The 16561-nt window shown below is 43.5% G+C and carries 18 protein-coding genes; 8 read left to right on the top strand and 10 right to left on the bottom strand.

All coding sequences use genetic code 11. The features are described 5' to 3' along the window. Positions 1–35: 35 nt before the first annotated feature. Both L5M51_RS05530 and L5M51_RS05525 read right to left on the bottom strand, forming a co-directional pair. Positions 36–524, bottom strand: coding sequence for a peptidylprolyl isomerase (locus L5M51_RS05530; RefSeq protein WP_263171923.1), 489 nt, complete (start codon positions 522–524; stop codon positions 36–38). 138 nt (positions 525–662) lie between these two features. Further along, entirely contained in the window at positions 663–1961 is a 1299-nt protein-coding gene (locus tag L5M51_RS05525; RefSeq protein ID WP_263163011.1) for a lytic murein transglycosylase, read from the bottom strand. A 419-nt stretch (positions 1962–2380) separates the two neighbouring features. Here L5M51_RS05525 and L5M51_RS05520 point away from each other — a divergent pair, with 419 nt between their 5' ends. Both L5M51_RS05520 and L5M51_RS05515 read left to right on the top strand, forming a co-directional pair. Further along, the gene (locus L5M51_RS05520) at positions 2381–2740 is read left to right on the top strand and encodes a DUF2750 domain-containing protein (protein ID WP_028759614.1); all 360 of its coding nucleotides are present in this window, start codon (positions 2381–2383) and stop codon (positions 2738–2740) included. A 51-nt stretch (positions 2741–2791) separates the two neighbouring features. Beyond that, positions 2792–3433 carry a hypothetical protein gene (locus tag L5M51_RS05515; RefSeq protein ID WP_263171922.1) on the top strand — a complete coding sequence of 214 codons (642 nt, stop codon included), beginning with the start codon at positions 2792–2794 and terminating at the stop codon, positions 3431–3433. Positions 3434–3617: 184 nt separating this feature from the next. Here L5M51_RS05515 and L5M51_RS05510 read toward each other — a convergent pair whose 3' ends face one another. Continuing rightward, on the bottom strand, positions 3618–4562 hold the full coding sequence (locus L5M51_RS05510) for a chemotaxis protein CheV (protein ID WP_105252200.1): 945 nt from the start codon (positions 4560–4562) through the stop codon (positions 3618–3620). A gap of 289 nt (positions 4563–4851) precedes the next feature. Next, positions 4852–5466 carry a class I SAM-dependent methyltransferase gene (locus tag L5M51_RS05505; RefSeq protein WP_263171921.1) on the bottom strand — a complete coding sequence of 205 codons (615 nt, stop codon included), beginning with the start codon at positions 5464–5466 and terminating at the stop codon, positions 4852–4854. 101 nt (positions 5467–5567) lie between these two features. Between L5M51_RS05505 and L5M51_RS05500 the strand changes: the two genes are divergently transcribed. The 5 genes from L5M51_RS05500 to L5M51_RS05480 all read left to right on the top strand — a co-directional run bounded on the left by L5M51_RS05500 (position 5568) and on the right by L5M51_RS05480 (position 9103). Continuing rightward, positions 5568–6119, top strand: a complete 552-nt coding sequence (locus L5M51_RS05500) for an LON peptidase substrate-binding domain-containing protein (protein ID WP_028759610.1) — start codon at positions 5568–5570, stop codon at positions 6117–6119. Between the two features lie 145 nt (positions 6120–6264). Continuing rightward, positions 6265–6927 (top strand): sigma-70 family RNA polymerase sigma factor, encoded by a 663-nt coding sequence (locus tag L5M51_RS05495; protein ID WP_028759609.1) that lies wholly within the window; start codon positions 6265–6267, stop codon positions 6925–6927. After that, positions 6920–7642 (top strand): ChrR family anti-sigma-E factor, encoded by a 723-nt coding sequence (locus tag L5M51_RS05490; protein ID WP_263171920.1) that lies wholly within the window; start codon positions 6920–6922, stop codon positions 7640–7642. The genes L5M51_RS05495 and L5M51_RS05490 overlap by 8 nt, the downstream gene beginning before the upstream one ends. A gap of 726 nt (positions 7643–8368) precedes the next feature. Then, complete coding sequence (locus L5M51_RS05485) at positions 8369–8542, top strand: hypothetical protein (protein WP_006082106.1); 174 nt, start codon at positions 8369–8371, stop codon at positions 8540–8542. Positions 8543–8842: 300 nt separating this feature from the next. After that, on the top strand, positions 8843–9103 hold the full coding sequence (locus tag L5M51_RS05480; protein WP_011789018.1) for a hypothetical protein: 261 nt from the start codon (positions 8843–8845) through the stop codon (positions 9101–9103). Positions 9104–9260: 157 nt separating this feature from the next. On the opposite strand, the gene L5M51_RS05475 is transcribed toward L5M51_RS05480, so the two are convergent. From L5M51_RS05475 to L5M51_RS05460, 4 genes are all read right to left on the bottom strand, one after another. Beyond that, positions 9261–10733 (bottom strand): nicotinate phosphoribosyltransferase, encoded by a 1473-nt coding sequence (locus tag L5M51_RS05475; protein WP_263148924.1) that lies wholly within the window; start codon positions 10731–10733, stop codon positions 9261–9263. A 10-nt stretch (positions 10734–10743) separates the two neighbouring features. Beyond that, entirely contained in the window at positions 10744–11649 is a 906-nt protein-coding gene (prs, locus tag L5M51_RS05470; RefSeq protein WP_263148923.1) for a ribose-phosphate diphosphokinase, read from the bottom strand. 357 nt (positions 11650–12006) lie between these two features. Next, on the bottom strand, positions 12007–12720 hold the full coding sequence (locus L5M51_RS05465; RefSeq protein ID WP_263171919.1) for an NUDIX hydrolase: 714 nt from the start codon (positions 12718–12720) through the stop codon (positions 12007–12009). A gap of 102 nt (positions 12721–12822) precedes the next feature. After that, positions 12823–13830 carry a pyridoxal-phosphate dependent enzyme gene (locus L5M51_RS05460; protein ID WP_263148921.1) on the bottom strand — a complete coding sequence of 336 codons (1008 nt, stop codon included), beginning with the start codon at positions 13828–13830 and terminating at the stop codon, positions 12823–12825. Between the two features lie 267 nt (positions 13831–14097). On the opposite strand from L5M51_RS05460, the gene L5M51_RS05455 reads away from it, so the two are divergent. Beyond that, positions 14098–14505, top strand: coding sequence for a YccF domain-containing protein (locus L5M51_RS05455; protein ID WP_028759602.1), 408 nt, complete (start codon positions 14098–14100; stop codon positions 14503–14505). A gap of 35 nt (positions 14506–14540) precedes the next feature. Here the strand turns inward: L5M51_RS05455 and L5M51_RS05450 are convergent, their stop codons facing one another. Together L5M51_RS05450 and L5M51_RS05445 are read right to left on the bottom strand one after the other, a co-directional pair. Then, a complete protein-coding gene (locus tag L5M51_RS05450) occupies positions 14541–15431 on the bottom strand; it encodes an alpha/beta fold hydrolase (protein ID WP_263148920.1) in 891 nt (296 codons plus the stop codon). Further along, complete coding sequence (locus L5M51_RS05445) at positions 15428–16468, bottom strand: M14 family zinc carboxypeptidase (protein WP_263148919.1); 1041 nt, start codon at positions 16466–16468, stop codon at positions 15428–15430. The genes L5M51_RS05450 and L5M51_RS05445 overlap by 4 nt, the downstream gene beginning before the upstream one ends. Positions 16469–16561: the final 93 nt, after the last annotated feature.

Genomic DNA, 16561 nt, shown 5'->3' with positions numbered 1-16561 from the left:
AAGCCAAGTTCGAAGCCGAGCCTGAAGCCTAAAGATTAGTGGTGATGACTACCTGCACCATGGGCATGACCGTGGGCGATTTCTTCATCACTCGCATCACGGGCACCTACGACTTCAATATCAAATGTCAGTTCGCGGCCGGCTAATGGATGGTTTACATCCACAGTCGCCATAAACTTACCCATTTTAACGATAGTCACTTGGCGCTGACCTTGGTCGGTATTAACCACTGCTGTCATGCCAGGTTTCCACACAGTCGCGCCCAATAAATGCTTAACTGACACACGTTGGTGTGCGTCAGCATCCGCTACACGCTCACCGTAGGTTTCAGCGGCAGGCAAAGTCACAGTGAACTTTTCACCTATAGCTTTACCGTTTATCGCGTTTTCTACACCTGGCATCATGTTGTCATGACCGTGTAAATAGGCAATAGGATCGCGACCTTCGTTCGTCTCGATCACTTCACCTTTCTCGTCGCGCAGTGTGTAGTTAAACTGCACAACCATATCGTCTTTAATGCTCATCGAATATCCTTTGATTTTCTTCGATTTCAATTGTGGGCCGAGCTTAACAAAACTGCGCTTTTCACTCCACTTTTTTATCCGGCCTCAAAGCACTCAAAACCCGCAGCGAGCGCTCTTTGGCTACAGTAGCTACTGTAACTAAAGTGATAATCCTAAAGCGGTAAACACCTCTGGGCTTGGGAAGCCATCGGCAATCATCTGTTTGCTACGTTGAAAGGCTTGCAACCCTGCCATAGAGTTACGTCCCAACACGCCATCAGGCTTACCAACATCAAATCCAGCCTCGTTCAGTTTTGTTTGCAGTTGCTTTACTTGCTCGCGGCTTAAGCGTGGTTGCTCAGGCGGACTGACTGTCAAGGGTTGTCCACCATTAATACGATCGGCCAAGTGCCCAACCGTAATGGCATAAAATTCGGAGCGATTCCAACGCATGATCACATTAAAATTCTCATAACCTAAAAAGGCTGGGCCTGTGTGTCCCGCAGGCAAATACAGCGCAGCTTGAATATCGACGGCAGGCAAAGGTTGCCCATTCGACTGCGTTACATTGAGCGCTGCCCATTCCGATAACGACAAGGGCTGTTTCGCACCTAAATGACTGTAACTAAAATCCTTTGGCAACAAAACTTCACGCCCCCAACGCTGATTACGCTGCCAACCTAAGTGCTGCAAAAAGTTCGCGGCAGAAGTGAGCGCATCTGTGGTGCTATTCCATAAATCGGCCTTACCGTCCCCATCACCATCGACTGCATATTTGGCATACGCAGAAGGCATAAATTGCGTATGTCCCATAGCACCTGCCCATGATCCCACCATAGTGTCATCATCGAACTGATACTTTTCTTTCAGTTTTAAGGCTTGCATCAGCTCTATGGTGAAATAATTGCTACGGCGTGGCTCACAGGCCAAAGTCGCCAGCGAATTCAATACCGACATTTTGCCTTTATAGGAACCGTAGTTCGTTTCTAGTCCCCAAAAAGACAAGATATATTGCGGTGGGACGCCGTATTTTTGCGCTAATTGATTAAGTAAGACACTGTGCTTTTGCAGTAAACGGCGGCCTTCATTGACGCGCCATTCGGTCGCGCGCTTACTGAAATAATTATCAAATGTCTGGCTGAATTCGGGTTGCTGTTGGTCCAGCTCAATCACTCGAGGGACAAATTTCAAGTTCGCAATGGTAGAGTTTATCGTCGCCTCTGACAGGCCTTCTGCACGTGCCCGCGCTTGCAGTCCAGTCAAGCACATTGGAAACGCCTCAGCATTAGATTGTACGCTAGCACTGATATCGGGCATTTGATTGACTTCAGCAGCAATGCCACTTGCGTTAGTGCTGGTTGCGTTAGCACTCGCCGTTGGCGCACTTGAACAGGCACTCAGACTGACACAGGCGGCAATACTCGCAAACAGATAAGTTAACCCTTTAATTTTAATCAAATCAACAACTCCAATATTTGATCTCACAACAATCACACTGTTGTGGCTAAACACGACAATATTCCGTCTTCAAGAGGGAATTGCCCTAGAGAGATATTCGCCTTGGCATAACGAGTGAAAGGTTAGAATCCAAAACACCTTTAACGGCCAAGAGCATAGAAGACATGTTTCTCCGCCACGTAAAGCCCCTATCTGAGCCACATTTAGTCAGTAAAATAGCCAGTACCAAGGCGACTCATTACCAATAATCCTGACCCATAGTGACACGTAACACAATCCTTATCGCCATAAATACCTTGCGGCATAGGCTTATTGCTCAGTTATCCAACACAAAAAAAATCTTAACAAAGAATCCCTTGGTATCGCAGCACGTTACCGTATAATGGATAAGTTAACAGCACACATCAAAGAGACCTATCATGACTGAAATCAATGCGGCTTTGGCTGGCTTTATCAAAAATGTAAAACAACATCAGACGCTTTGGGGTCTAATGGATGAAACTGGCGAAGGCTGGGTCGTTTGTGATTCTTCAGAATTTGAAGACACAGATGTGATGCCATTATGGTCAAATGAAGCTACTGCAAAATCCCATTGCAGCGACGAATGGCACGACTATCAACCCGTTTCTATTTCATTAGAAGAATTTCTAGAATATTGGGTCTCAGATCTAAACGACGATGGTGTATTGATCGGTGTTGATTGGCAAACCGATGAAGATTGTCTTGAACTTGATCCGATTGTTTTAGCAAAAGATTTGGTTGATGTTGAAGAAGTTTAATCGCTTCAGTATGCCATTGATGACATCAAGGACTGAGGTGCTCATTCCTTGATGTCTGCTATTCCGCTTATCGATATTCCCTTCGACAAACGCCATACTTGCTGGTTTTGTGGCGAACCGAGCCATCAACACTTCGAATATATCGCACACACACATACACCACATGCTTCGTTAGCTGTGCCCGCCTGCAGCGAATGTTTGCGATTAGCCAAACAACATACTCTTAGCTCCATTTGGGATTGTCGTATGGCCGTCAAAGATGCACTGATGCGTATTTATGCGAAACACCTCGCCATTGGGATTAATTGGACCGAAGAAGAGCTTGCTGAGTCCGAATTCTCCTGCAAAGTGTTTGAAGGTTTTAAAAAAAGTGCTTGGATGATGTACCAAATTGCACGAGACCGTATCAATGCGCCCGGTTGGCCACTGGTATTAGAGGGCGAAGAAATTGACGACCAAGGTTATAACGCAGGTTTTGAATTCGATGGCGTGACTTTTAATTCAGTCAATGCCGCTATCCAATACTATTCGACGCAATTCACCTTAGATCCACAGTTTTTTGCCGAACTGGTAAGCCTCGTCGGTCGAGCAAGATTCAACTATGCCTTAAGGCTCGCCCGTATCCATATCGCCGCCGCCAAAGAAATGAAGCGCCAAGTATTAGACGATGTAGCAGCCGAATTAGCGTTATAATCGAGCGAGTTATAGGTAGTGGGTTGGCAAATGTTTGCAGAAAAGCAGTTAAAAAAGTAGTAGTTGAAAGAATGTGATTCAAAGACCGTATTAACAACTGTTATTAAAGCGTTCATTCAAAGCGCTGAACCTATCGATGATCGACTCAAGGTCAATCACCGATAGTACGAATCTCAAAATGCGATCAGTGATTAATCACTTGTCTTAATCTTTCTTGCACCACTTCCACCAGCAAATCTGGTTGGAACTTAGAAATAAACTTATCACAGCCCACTTTTTCAACCATGGCATGGTTAAAACTGCCACTCAACGAAGTATTTAAGGTGATGAATAAATCCGACATAGCTTTATCGCTACGCACTTCAGAAGTGAGCTTGTAACCGTCCATTTCGGGCATTTCGGCATCGGTAATCATCATCAATAATTCTTTGGCAACTTGTTTACCTTCATCGCGCCATTTCTGCAATAACGTCAGAGCTTGTAAGCCATCAGATGCCTCAATAATTTCGATACCCAGTTGGCCTAACGTTTCACGCACTTGACGTCTGGCGGTCGATGAATCATCCACAATCAGGATTTTTCTGCCTGGCATTTCATGGACTAAGGTTTCGTCGAGTACACCTTCAGATAAACGGATATCGTAGTGAATTATCTCCGCCAAGACTTTTTCTACGTCGATAATAGACACTAACTGCGACTGACCTTGATGCTCTATGCGAGTAATTGCCGTTAGATAATTATTACGTCCAGCCGTTTTCGGCGGCGGCATAATATCGCTCCAAGTCATGTTGATAATGTGTTCAACCTTACCGACTAAGAAACCCTGCACACTGCGGTTATATTCTGTGATGATCATATTGGCATCTTCGTTAGGCGGCACGGGCTTAAACCCTATGGCCGAACGTAAATCAATCACGGGGATAGAAATCCCGCGAATATTAGCAACACCAGAAATATGCGGATGACTACCCGGCATCGCATTCAAGGGAGGAAGCTTGACGACCTCTTTGACTTTAAAGACGTTAATGGCAAATAACTGCGTGGAATTAATGCTAAAGAGCAACAACTCAAGTCGGTTCTCACCAACGAGTTTGGTACGCTGATCTACGGTTGCAAGTACGTTTGCCATAATGCTGCTTCTCTACTCTTGAGGAAAATCCTTTCCCCACATGCGACGGATTAGCTCAAATTATAGCGGTAAACTCCCATGAAGAACCATGCCGAGAGTCTATTTTATCTAAAAATTACAACCACTCTCGCAAAGTTCGGCCATAAACTTCGTTTAGCGCATCTCAGATATCTGCATCCCTAAGCTTATATTTTCAGATAATACACGGCATTGCTAATATTTGGTCTTAGTGCTAACGCAATCATTTAATCCTAACGATTCAATTTAGGTTAAGCATCAACTCTAACACCTAACGCAATATTTTCTGGGCGAGCACCATACCCGCAAGATTAAAGGCATTTCTATCGCGGACAATCTCAAATCCCAGCTGGCGCAATACCGTTAGCAACTCACTATGATTAAAGCGATTCTGCTGTGGATGCTCAAATAAGCGCCGGCTCAATGGATTACAAATTGCGGCACGATATAAATCCTCTATCACAAAGTATCCGTTCGGTTTCAGCACCCTTGCAACTTCCTTAATGGCCGCTTGCCACTCTGGAATATGGTGGAATACGGCAAAATCAAACACCATATCAAACTCGCCATCGCCAAAGGGTAAACATGTTACATCAGCAACCGAGAAACTCAGCCCTTTTAATCCTTGCGGCCGAGATTGCCAGCAGGATTGTGCGGAGGCAACCATGTCAGGGTCGATATCCATGGCCGTGATATGTCCCGCGCCAAAATGTTCGCGGATCAACTGAATGCCGTTACCAAACCCACAACCTATTTCTAATGCGCGTTCGCACAAAGCCATAGGTTTTGGCATCATAGAGGTCAATAAGGGCGCTTCGAGATGATTTTGTAGCCAAAAACGTAATGGATGCTGAACGATCTTTTTCTCAAATGGATTTAATTTCATGCCATCCTCTCACTATGGGTAAACTACTGTTGAATAATTTTACTGATCGAACTGCCATTATGGTACGTAATGATAGGAACATAAGTTCACCAGAGGCCACGATGAAATTACCTCTTTTCCCATTACCTATTTGTTTATTGCCCGAAGGTTACACGCAACTGCGGGTATTTGAACCTAGATATAAGCGCTTGGTCGCCGAATCATTAAAGTCAGGCCAAGGCTTTGGCTTATGTATGCTTGAAGAGGATGGTAAAACCATTCAGCCCATAGGCACCTTAGTGCATATTATTGATTTTGAAACCTTACCAGACGGACTATTAGGGATCAGTATTCAAGGTTCAAAACGCTTTAAACTTGATAAAATCAGTGTCGAAGCTGATGGTTTAAAGCGCGGAGACGTCAGTTTAATCGACAATTGGCCTGCTGTACGTATTGCGACCGATGAACGTTACTTGAGTCAAATGTTACAAAACATTCTTAAGGAATATCCGCAACATCTCAAGCACTACCAAACAGAACAGTTCGATGATATCGCTTGGGTCTGCCAGCGCTGGCTAGAAATATTACCCGTACAAGCATCCGAAAAGTACACCTGCATTAATGCCTTAGATCATATTATGACCCGAGATCTATTGCGGGCCGTCATTAAATAATATTGTGAATGATCCTTTATTTAAGCCACTTCGTATTGATTGAAAGTTTGACAGCAAAACTGGGCTCAGAAGTACAACACACTTCTCAATTTTGTCGTTACTGATATCACACTCAGCACTCACGACTGGGATAAGAGCGAAAATAATGGAAAATATTCAATCACAAAGCAGGCAAACTCGGTATCATGTCCCAATCACGTCTCTGACTAATTCGGCTATGGATAACGAAATTCCAGCTTCCCAAACCTGCGAGCCTCAAGCGGATGCTTTAATCACGTTTATGCTACAAGTAGCAGACAACCGAGACAGAGCCGCCTTTGGTCACTTATTTCAGCATTTCATGCCCAAGATCCGAGCCTTTGGTTTACAAAGACTGAATCAACAAGGATTGGCGATGGATTTAGTACAAGAAACCATGACCAGCGTTTGGACTAAGGCTCATCTATATAATGCAGAAAAAGGGTCAGTGACAACTTGGGTGTTTACCATCATGCGTAATCAATGTTTCGATATGCTTAGACGGGTACAACACAATAGAGAAGATACTTTCGGTGATGATATTTGGCCGCTGTGTGATGCGACCATGGCTCAAGACACACTCACTGATCACAAGTTGACGGCTAAATTACTCCAACATCTTGATGCCCTTCCCATAGCACAAAGACAAGTTGTGCAAGGCATTTACATGCAAGAACTCACTCAACAAGAGCTAGCCGATGCCCTAAAGGTACCAATAGGGACCATAAAGTCCCGTTTAAGATTAGGGCTAGAAAAGTTGAAAAGCTTCTTGGAGACACACAATGATTAAGCATCATCCCCAACAAGAATTACTCGTCAGCCATGCCAATGGGAACTTACCTTTATCAATGGCGATAGCAATATCCGCACACTGCGACCTATGTGAGACTTGTCGAGAGCAGCTTGCCCTATTCACAGAACAAGCTGCAAATTTAGCATTAAATCCTGATGGCGGTCATGCTGCAAATGATACGGGCGAAGAGTTGATGCACAGAGAGTATGTTGAGGTGCAACACTCTGGCGACAATCAAGAATCGGCATTGGACATTGACGCTATGATGGCGCAAATCATGGCTCAACCGGCAGCGACAAATGTGCCTAATAACGCCCCTATCGATGTCGACATAAAGCAACAGCATTACACTGTGCCCTCGGTGTTTCGTCAGCATTTGGCCCGTCCATGGCAAATATTAGGCAAAGTCAGTCGCATGCGTTTTGATGTCGACGAAACGAACACCCGCGCTAGCCTATTGCATATAGATGCCCAAGGTGAAATCCCCCAACATACCCATAAAGGTTATGAACTAACACTATTGCTAGCCGGAGAGTTTTCCGATCTTAATGGTGACTATGTGCCAGGTGATTTTATCGTGCTTGACGGCCAACATCATCACTCACCGAAAACCATTACCGGTTGCTTATGCTACACAGTATTAGATGCACCGCTGCATTTTACCAAAGGTCTGAGTAAGCTACTCAATCCCATAGGTGAACTGATTTATTAAACCTTTTGACTGAGTTTTTAAACAACAGCAAACGCATAGATTCATTTATAAATTCAGTTTAATGAGTCCATTACATAACTGACTACGATTAATCCCATTAAAATGACCTATTTTAGTGGGATTTTTTATAACATTTACCTATAAAACGGCAATATTAACCTTAGTCAATTACCACAAAAATAAAAAACAACCCATAAACAGACCTAACTATACCTCTTTAAATCAAGTAAATAGCCACGAAAAATACACTTTAATTCAACATTAGCAAATAAATAATGACATCGAATAAAAATTAAACTTGCATAAGCTATTTTTATTGATATACTGCACGTCGTTTTGAGATACACCTTGTTGTTTACCTTTTTAACTCAGCCTGATATTTAGCAATCAGAGTTCGGTCCTCATAAAGAAAGCCTACTACAAGCAAAACCCCATAAGCTCAATCATTCGATATCACTAAAATCATGTGGTTATGTCTGTGAACTTACCGTTCTCCTTGTTGTCATAGTATTGTCATTAAGCTATGGTCAACTGGTTGAATCGAGTTATTCCATTGACGTAATCGACAACATGAAATATTTATCGATTAAGCATCTCTTGATTAATGAATCAAAGATGGGGTAACCTCGATACTCAATAGAACGAATCTTTCGCACAATTGCTAAGGATATTTTATAGTTACAACTATCTCACCTATGGGTGAATTAACAAAAAGGAGTGTGGCATATGTCATACAAAATTAATGGACATGAAATTACAGTGAACTTCCCTGTAGATTCAATCTCAGTAAATAAAACCTCAATTGCTTTTACCGATCGTCAAGGTAAAAACAGACAGACTTTTTCTAAACGTACAGAAGCCATCAGCTTTATGAAATGGTTATTGTCCGCGAACAAATAAGTCAAAAAGTAAGTAAAACGATAAGTTAAAAATTAATACCGCAGTACCCGTTTACTCAAGTGTATTTAATCGGTTTCCATTATCTTCGCAGTACCGAGCACTTAAGTAGACTGATAGCCGAATGTCACGAACACGCTATCCTTTTTTACGTCATTATGACGAGCACATTTGGTTCAGGCTGTATCTCTCTCACACAGATACCTGCCGAACCAAATGAGTCAAATCCAGCGTTAGATCACCTCTTTCCATTGCAGCATCCGCTAATATTCATACACATGAATACTGTTCAGCACATCATCTATGCCAAAACCCAATACTCAAATTGCCATGCAAACCTTGATAAACCAGATCAAAGAGACTATTCCACTCAATTTAGAAGAAGCACAACTGTGCCAGGGACAATGTTTAGGTTGTTCGAAAAAAATGCTGGAAATGTTAGATGCCGAAATCAGTTATTGGCAATTTAGTGAGGTGACGCCTAGCCTAAAAGATTTAAAAAACCTCGAAAACATTGGCCGTCGTACCTATAAAATTCTTAAACGGAACCAGTTACTGTCTTAATCGCTTGTATTTGCATTTGACTATTTATGGGGCGCTTTACTTACACGACGTAAAATAAATTCAAAACTTAACTGACAATATGACCCTAATAGAAATCACATTGCCAGTTTTATCTTCGCTATTGTCGATAGCCGTTAAAAATCACAAATCGATAAGCTCAACTTCTAGACTCTGCCAACCTTGCGCGAATATCTGCCAAAGAATATTCCGTTAATAGTTCACCATCGGCAAATACGGGAACAAACTCGCAATTGTTGACATCTTGCCAGCTGGCTTGATCTTTAAGATAAAATTGACCCTGCTCATCTTTAAATACCGCTACTAAACCCTTAGCGGATTTTTTAGTGCCATCATCTGTTTTAGGATCTTTAAATATTTCTCTATCTTTACCATCAACTTTCGCAAAGGTCGCTTTCACGGCATAACCGTCAGTATCTCGGGTCACGTGTTGATAGGTAAAACTGCCAATCCCAAACACAATATTGGTTGACGCAAAACCTTTGGCCTTTAAACCAGCACAAATGGCTTCAGCACGTTCTATGGTGATTGAATCGCCATAGATCAGTCCAACATGGCTATTCAGCGCTTTGTAACCTTTGGCAGTTGTGCTACCCCCAAAGACGTCCCACAGACACTCAATAGCGCCTTTATATTCAGGACTCCCGATTGGTGCTTGTGGATCGCCACAAATGATCTTCACAGGGCAACCGGTATCAGGCCTAAACACCACTTTGCCATCGCGGGCAAGAATGCGGTCTTTTAACGCTAAGGTGAATTCTGTCATCACCTGCCAAAAATCCCAAGAATCTGAAACAATGCTGACAATGCCCGTAGGATAAATATCTTCAATCAGACGGCGGAACGTCTCTAATTCATTCTCCATGCCACCTGCACACATCACACTGTGCTCCGTTGCGGCCACACTGCCGCCAACGAGTTCATTATCACTATCGGCACGGTAATATTGCTCAAGAAAATCAATCGCGGGAATGGTATCTGTACCCGTAAAACTGAGTAAATGGGCGGCGCCGCTCATTACCGCAGCCTCTGCACCATACATGCCGCGGAAACTAAAATCATGGCCCTGCCAATCAACAAATGCGATGTCACCATCGGTTTCTAGCGCGTAAGTCTCAAATATTTTGCGGTATTGCAGCGCGGTAGTAGCACTGGTACACATACCCCACACATTAGCGGAAAGGATGGTTTCGAGATAATTGGTCAACCAAAAGAACCGCTCATCGGTATTGTACAAAATCAAGCAAGGCACTTTTAATGGATACACTGAGCCTTCAGGTAATGCCATAATTTTAATTGGTAAATAACCTAAATCATGCAACTCCTCAATATGCTGAGTGCCAACATTATTCGGCCCGAGATAGTTATTGATACGGCGGGAGAATTGACGAATGACCTGATCTTTAGGTTGTTGAAAGAAATCACGGTTCCAACTGTCGATCAAGAAATGCTTGATAAAATACTGCAAGCCAAAAAACACCATTTGGTCTGTATAACCACGACGGGATTTACGGGCGGTCAAGTTACTAAAAATCACTTGAGTATTATCGGGATATTGACGACGGTGGTCGACTTTATAGCCATCAATGGCGGTAACGGGATTCAAGTACATAATATTTTCCTTAATGATTCATATAACTCAAAACAGCATGGCAATCACAGAACTCGCTCGAAATATGTGCAGGGACACCTAAACTATCGGTACAAAATAATCTGTCGATGCCCACCTCGCGCAGAGCCGATTCGCTGGCCTTATCTTCATAATGTGACACGATCAAAATGACGCTTTGGGCCCCCTTTTGCTTTAACTTGATGGCAAGTTCGATAAAAGTTCTACCACCAGCACAAATGTCATCGACGATTAAGCAGGTTTTACCCGATAAATCATCACAGAACACTTCGGTAGCGATAATATGACCATTGACCACATCGCGATGTTTATCGGCCCTGATCACCGGCATTCCCTGTAACGCTTTAGCTAAGCCGAATACTTTTTTATTCGCCCCCGCATCGGGCGAGACTAACACTAGCTCACCCGATAATTGGGCAGTGATAGCGGCGACAAAGCTGTGATTGTCTATAACCTGAACTCGGTCTAACAATGCGGCGGTGACATCGCTGTGAGGGTCAAAAACGGTGACCGAAGCATATTGCTGCTGATTAATTAGGCTAGCATAGACTTTTACCGACAAGGCCTCACCGGCATTACACACCCTATCTTGGCGAGCGCCCGGCATATAAGGCAGTAACAGCTCAATTTGCTCTGCACCACTACGACGCAATGCATCAGTTAACAACAAGAGCTGCATGATGGAATGATCGCCACGATAACCGAAGAAAACTGTGACGCGTTTCGCTGGAGGAACCAGTAGTTGAACATGGTTTTCCCCCGCACCAAATTGAAATAAACGGTAGTGAGTCTCATCGCTAGCTGCGGGTAACCGATAAAAATCGGCTTGCGAACGTTGAGCGTGAGAAGCATCTTGAGACGTTTGAATACGTTGAGACGCTTGAATACGTTGAGACATAGTAACCTCCTGTCTGTGGCAAGATTGCCGAAATTGACGGCGCCCTTGTTGTCTACATGAACAATAGTGTCTTAAAGACATTATTGTGTAAAGTTGATTTTTAGACTATTTCAAACGGAGCAACCTGAAATGTTATGCTTAAATGGCATATAGTGTCTTTTAGACACTATTAGTGGGAAAGACAACTAAGAAGCTACAATATGGGTATCAAGTGATACAAGAACCGGAGACATTAAGGCAAAATCAGTAATTAAACAGCCTTTACTGATTCAAAGTCACCATGAATAAGGCATAAGCAGTCGCCGTTACTCATATTGAGCAAGGCGAATATCTTGCTTAAATCCATATTCACTGTGATCAACATTCTAAATTTCTTAAGAAGCGATACGATGCGGTATTGGGTTTCAAGCGGTATAAATTAGCAGGACGACCACGTTCGGTGCGCTTTAATCCCGTATCGATCAATAAATCAGCCTGTTCAACCCGCCGACGAAAAGATTTACCTTGGATAGGCTTGCCCAGTAAAACCTCATGTACATGCTGCAATTCTGGCAAGGTAAAAGGTTCAGACAGTGCAAATCCTGGCACTAAAGAATATAAGGCTTTTTGTGTTAAGCGTTCCCGCGCTTGCTCGATTAACTGCAAATGATCAAACGCCAAGGGCATCTGCAACACATCCGCTAATGGCCACCACTTAACATCACTCACTGAATCAATCTGAATTTGGCAAGCTTGATAACTCATCAAGGCGGTATAACACACAGTCACCGACCAGCCTCTGACATCGCGACGACTATTACCCACAGTGCAAAGCTGCTCAATATAAGGTGGCACTACTGCGGTTTTCTCATGCAGTTTACGTAATACAGTTTGCTCAAGGGATTGATCGCAATTTTCATCGATAAACCCTCCAGGTAATCCCCATAAACCTAAAAATGGATGATTTGAGCGTTGTACTAAGAGTACTTTAAGTTGCTGATCGTGATAGGTAAACAATACGGCATCCACTGTCAGTAGCTGAGCCTTAAAAACCTTAGGATTGTAATTGGCGAGATATTCCGCTTCAGTCATTGATATTCCCCATCGTTCCAAATCATCAGCTTAACTTAGCATTACACAGCTTCAAACATATTATGTCTTAGTGTCACTAAGTCAATGATCTGAGGCACAGGATTAGCCACTTTGGCCAAATTTACGCTGATAACGCGGCAACATGGTCTCGTTCCCCAATAATCCGCCTTGATGCAAATACATCACATGACCTGGTTCACTACGTTGTAAATAATCTTCAAGCACAATAAAACCTAAGGGATCGTAGAGTAATTCAAACTGCACGCCTGAGGCGCAGACCCGCTGCCACATGGCATAAAATTCGGGGTAAAGTTTACCAAAATGATATTTCTTGCCGACATTAACAATCTGTGGATGCTCACTGGTATTGGAATTAAGTAAGGAAAATTGCAAGCGCAAATAATCATCGCCACCGACAACAGCACAAGTCACGACGCGAATATCCGTTTGCTGACGGATAAAATACTGATTTAAAAATAACGCAGTCGTTCCCGTCCCCGATGGTAAAAACACCGTTAAATCAACCAATCCATTCGCATTCGCAAACAGTACTATCTCTTGCGCCAATCTATTAACCCCGTATTCGGCGTAAGCACAGCGACCACCCTCTGGGATAAAAAGCGCCGTCGGCTCATTCACGAGTACTTGAGCCTCGATATAATCTGGGCAACTCAGTCGCACATCGCCCACTTGCGCAGTAGGGTCAGGCCTAGCATTAAGATTTGACAAAACGTGAGGCTCAGATTGCGACTGAGTGCACGCCTGCTTTTGTGCTATTAACACACTTAAATCGATAATATTAGCGCCATTCGCTAAAGCGGCAGCGTAATTGCCCGTAGGATGTTTAACCACTTGACTGGCAATATGATCTACATAAAAATCACATTGCCAGCCTTTCATCTTCGCTAATGTTGACAATGAATACAGTGAGTTAGCCAATGGCGAGCCGTGACCTATCACCTTGCTGATGCCTGCAAATTCATGATCTAAAAAATAGCCGAATTTGCGAGCTTTATTGCCACTAAACGCCGGATGCAGTAAATCATCACGTTTTAGGAATATGTCTCTGCCAGCAAAGGCAAATGTATCGACAGGGGAATTTGCAAACATCAAGCTACTCAAACGATTAAATTCTCTGGTTTTTAAGCCAGTTAAGGGAAGGCTAGTGTAACTCCGACCTTCCTGTTACGCCCTTAAGAAATTATCAATTTGGCGAAAAACTAGTGAAAATGACACATGAATCTCGAATGCATAAATTTAAACCATTGATTATTAATAAGTTAAATAGTTGGCATAGTTATCGCTTAGACATTGACATATATTCAATTTATCAAAGCTAACGATAAAGGCTAACAGGGTAAACACAAGGAGTTTTCAATGGCTGTATTACGCTTAATATTCAACATAGCTTGGTTTGTACTCGGCGGATTTGTAATGGGACTCGCTTGGTGGCTCGCAGGTATCCTGTGTTTTATCAGTATCATTGGTATTCCCTTCGGCCGCGCCTGTTTTGTTATCGGCGAAATGACCTTTTGGCCCTTCGGCCAAGAACAAATGAACCGTCGCCACTTAACTGGACGTGAAGACTTAGGCACAGGTGCATTAGGCATGGTAGGAAATATCATTTGGTTCTTACTGTTTGGGATCTGGTTAGCCATAGGGCATTTGGTCCACGCCTTAGCTTGTTTTGTGACGATTATCGGAATTCCCTTTGGGATACAGCATCTTAAGTTGGCTTTACTCAGCCTCACACCGATAGGCCAAACCGTAGTGGCTAAAGCTTAATAAGACAATGCGTTAACTGCGCTATTCACTCTCGATTATTTGGTTTCAAGAGTGGATAGCGCTTTGTCATCCCATACAGCAAATATCGCTTCGTTTAAGGCTATTTCTTCCTCCAATAAATCATTGCAATCATATTGAGTATTGGCAGACTCGCTATCCGCAGAAAACTGCGCTTGCGGCTTAGTCGCCCCCACAATGTCCAACAGATAATGCGCCAGTTTTGCGGGTGCATCTATAGCAGCATCGTGACCACAATACGCGAGTACAATCAAATCGGTGTAAAAATGCCGTGCTAACGCCTTACTCGATGCCATACTCACCAGCGCATCACGGTCACCGCAGAGCACAGTTATCGGTACTTCCACTGTCAATGGACATTGGTATTGAAAAGCCGCCCAAAGTTGTCGCCATACATTGCGTCGACTTGGTGTGGTATCGCGGCGAAACTCACTCCACTTGACAATTAAATCTCGGTCTCGCCGATGACGAAAACTGGTTAAACGCACTATAGTCGACTCGATTGGATGTAAAGCGTTACCCCGAGCACGCATGAAAAAAGCCTTCAATGCATTCAGCGGATTAAATCTTTGATACCAAGACGATAAATTCGCCGCACTGCTGTTTAATACAAAGACATGCCTTATCTGCCAAGGTCGCTGGCATGCCATTTCCAACGCCAACATACCTCCCATAGACAAGCCGAGGAGATAAATAGTCTCCCCTTCCTGTGCCTGCTCATCCAATTGCTGCCACACGGCATGGGCATAATCAGCAATCTTAAGCGGACTTAATTCGTGGGATAGCGTCCCATTGCCCGGAAGATCCGGTGTCAGCACTCGCAATCCCTTTTGTCGCAGACGCTGATCGAAACCATTCCAATGGCGCTGATCACGCATTAATCCTCTTAATAACACCCAAGTGGTCATGACTGAGACTCCCGATACCAATAATGCCGTGCGCACTCTGTCAGCTCAGCCAAACGTTCAGGTGTTAACTGCTCTAACGATTGGGCATAGGCCGCTTCCATCATAAATTGCATGAGTACTGTGTGCCTGCGTAAAATTCTGTGGTGACGATGTGTTTTTTGTGGATTAAAAAATCCAGCAAAATTAAATATTTGTCTAGGATTCTTCTTTATCCATGCCCAAGATCCCATCTCTAATGTCAAAGGTAAAAATGGCACCTGAGCAGAAGGATCTGCCACTTGGTGCTGGCGATAGAGATAATCCCAAATATCACCATGAGTGCGATAAAACTGGCTCTGCGGCGCGAGCCGATAATGGCCGTGATGGGGATAACTCTGTTCAAATAATTGTTTTAGATGAAAAATATAATTGGCATTTTCGAAGGCGGTACGGGTATGGGCGTAGGGGAACCAGATATGATCACTCAAACCAAATCCCGAGTGGGCATCGAGCGAAATCAAACTTGTGCTGCGACTCAACAGTTGTTGTACATAGGCGACTAAGCCCGCCGTTTCCAGCTCCATTCCCCCAATACCGCGATACCAGGGCAGCCGTGACGATATACGCTGTCCTCCCACCATAAAGGACACTTTTTCACGGGATTCTATCGGAGCGTTACGCATCAAATCCACTTGATTACCATTGCCCCGCGTTCCCATGAATAACCCAACAGGATTCACTACAGGTACAAAAGCTAACCGCAGGCCCGTTAGCATCTGTTGTAGGTGTTTATCCCAAACAAGCCGCTGCAATAAACTGTTTAACAATGCCAAAATAACTTGAGATCCAATACGTTCAACCCCATGCACGCCACCCACAAAGAGCACTGTCGAACAAGGCGTATCTGTACCACCTAACTCAACACTGTAAAGGGGGAAATGCTCTTGGCGGAATGGAATGTCGGCAAGGATCTGATAATCCAACTTAAGATGATGAGTATCAATGAGTTGCTGCAGTGTATCTAACTCAAATGGAAGCTCAAAAGGAAGTTTCTTCATGTCACCTTAATCAATAAAATGAGAGAACAACTCATGCCGTTAAAGTGATACTAATAGTGAACAAAGACAAAATGATGACAAACTGCATATCAG

This window comes from Shewanella sp. SM73 (genome assembly GCF_025653795.1).
In the GTDB taxonomy this organism is placed as follows: domain Bacteria; phylum Pseudomonadota; class Gammaproteobacteria; order Enterobacterales; family Shewanellaceae; genus Shewanella; species Shewanella oncorhynchi.
Note: the sequence above shows the minus strand (reverse complement) of the source record. Positions and strands in the feature narration are given on the sequence as shown.

Excerpts from the sequence above, each read along its gene's own strand:
- L5M51_RS05530 (WP_263171923.1), bottom strand. The coding sequence starts at position 524 with ATGAGCATTAAAGACGATATGGTTGTGCAGTTTAACTACACACTGCGC.
- L5M51_RS05520 (WP_028759614.1), top strand. The coding sequence starts at position 2,381 with ATGACTGAAATCAATGCGGCTTTGGCTGGCTTTATCAAAAATGTAAAA.
- L5M51_RS05515 (WP_263171922.1), top strand. The coding sequence starts at position 2,792 with ATGTCTGCTATTCCGCTTATCGATATTCCCTTCGACAAACGCCATACT.
- L5M51_RS05510 (WP_105252200.1), bottom strand. The coding sequence starts at position 4,562 with ATGGCAAACGTACTTGCAACCGTAGATCAGCGTACCAAACTCGTTGGT.
- L5M51_RS05505 (WP_263171921.1), bottom strand. The coding sequence starts at position 5,466 with ATGAAATTAAATCCATTTGAGAAAAAGATCGTTCAGCATCCATTACGT.
- L5M51_RS05500 (WP_028759610.1), top strand. The coding sequence starts at position 5,568 with ATGAAATTACCTCTTTTCCCATTACCTATTTGTTTATTGCCCGAAGGT.
- L5M51_RS05495 (WP_028759609.1), top strand. The coding sequence starts at position 6,265 with ATGGAAAATATTCAATCACAAAGCAGGCAAACTCGGTATCATGTCCCA.
- L5M51_RS05490 (WP_263171920.1), top strand. The coding sequence starts at position 6,920 with ATGATTAAGCATCATCCCCAACAAGAATTACTCGTCAGCCATGCCAAT.
- L5M51_RS05485 (WP_006082106.1), top strand. The coding sequence starts at position 8,369 with ATGTCATACAAAATTAATGGACATGAAATTACAGTGAACTTCCCTGTA.
- L5M51_RS05480 (WP_011789018.1), top strand. The coding sequence starts at position 8,843 with ATGCCAAAACCCAATACTCAAATTGCCATGCAAACCTTGATAAACCAG.
- L5M51_RS05475 (WP_263148924.1), bottom strand. The coding sequence starts at position 10,733 with ATGTACTTGAATCCCGTTACCGCCATTGATGGCTATAAAGTCGACCAC.
- prs (WP_263148923.1), bottom strand. The coding sequence starts at position 11,649 with ATGTCTCAACGTATTCAAGCGTCTCAACGTATTCAAACGTCTCAAGAT.
- L5M51_RS05465 (WP_263171919.1), bottom strand. The coding sequence starts at position 12,720 with ATGACTGAAGCGGAATATCTCGCCAATTACAATCCTAAGGTTTTTAAG.
- L5M51_RS05460 (WP_263148921.1), bottom strand. The coding sequence starts at position 13,830 with ATGTTTGCAAATTCCCCTGTCGATACATTTGCCTTTGCTGGCAGAGAC.
- L5M51_RS05455 (WP_028759602.1), top strand. The coding sequence starts at position 14,098 with ATGGCTGTATTACGCTTAATATTCAACATAGCTTGGTTTGTACTCGGC.
- L5M51_RS05450 (WP_263148920.1), bottom strand. The coding sequence starts at position 15,431 with ATGACCACTTGGGTGTTATTAAGAGGATTAATGCGTGATCAGCGCCAT.
- L5M51_RS05445 (WP_263148919.1), bottom strand. The coding sequence starts at position 16,468 with ATGAAGAAACTTCCTTTTGAGCTTCCATTTGAGTTAGATACACTGCAG.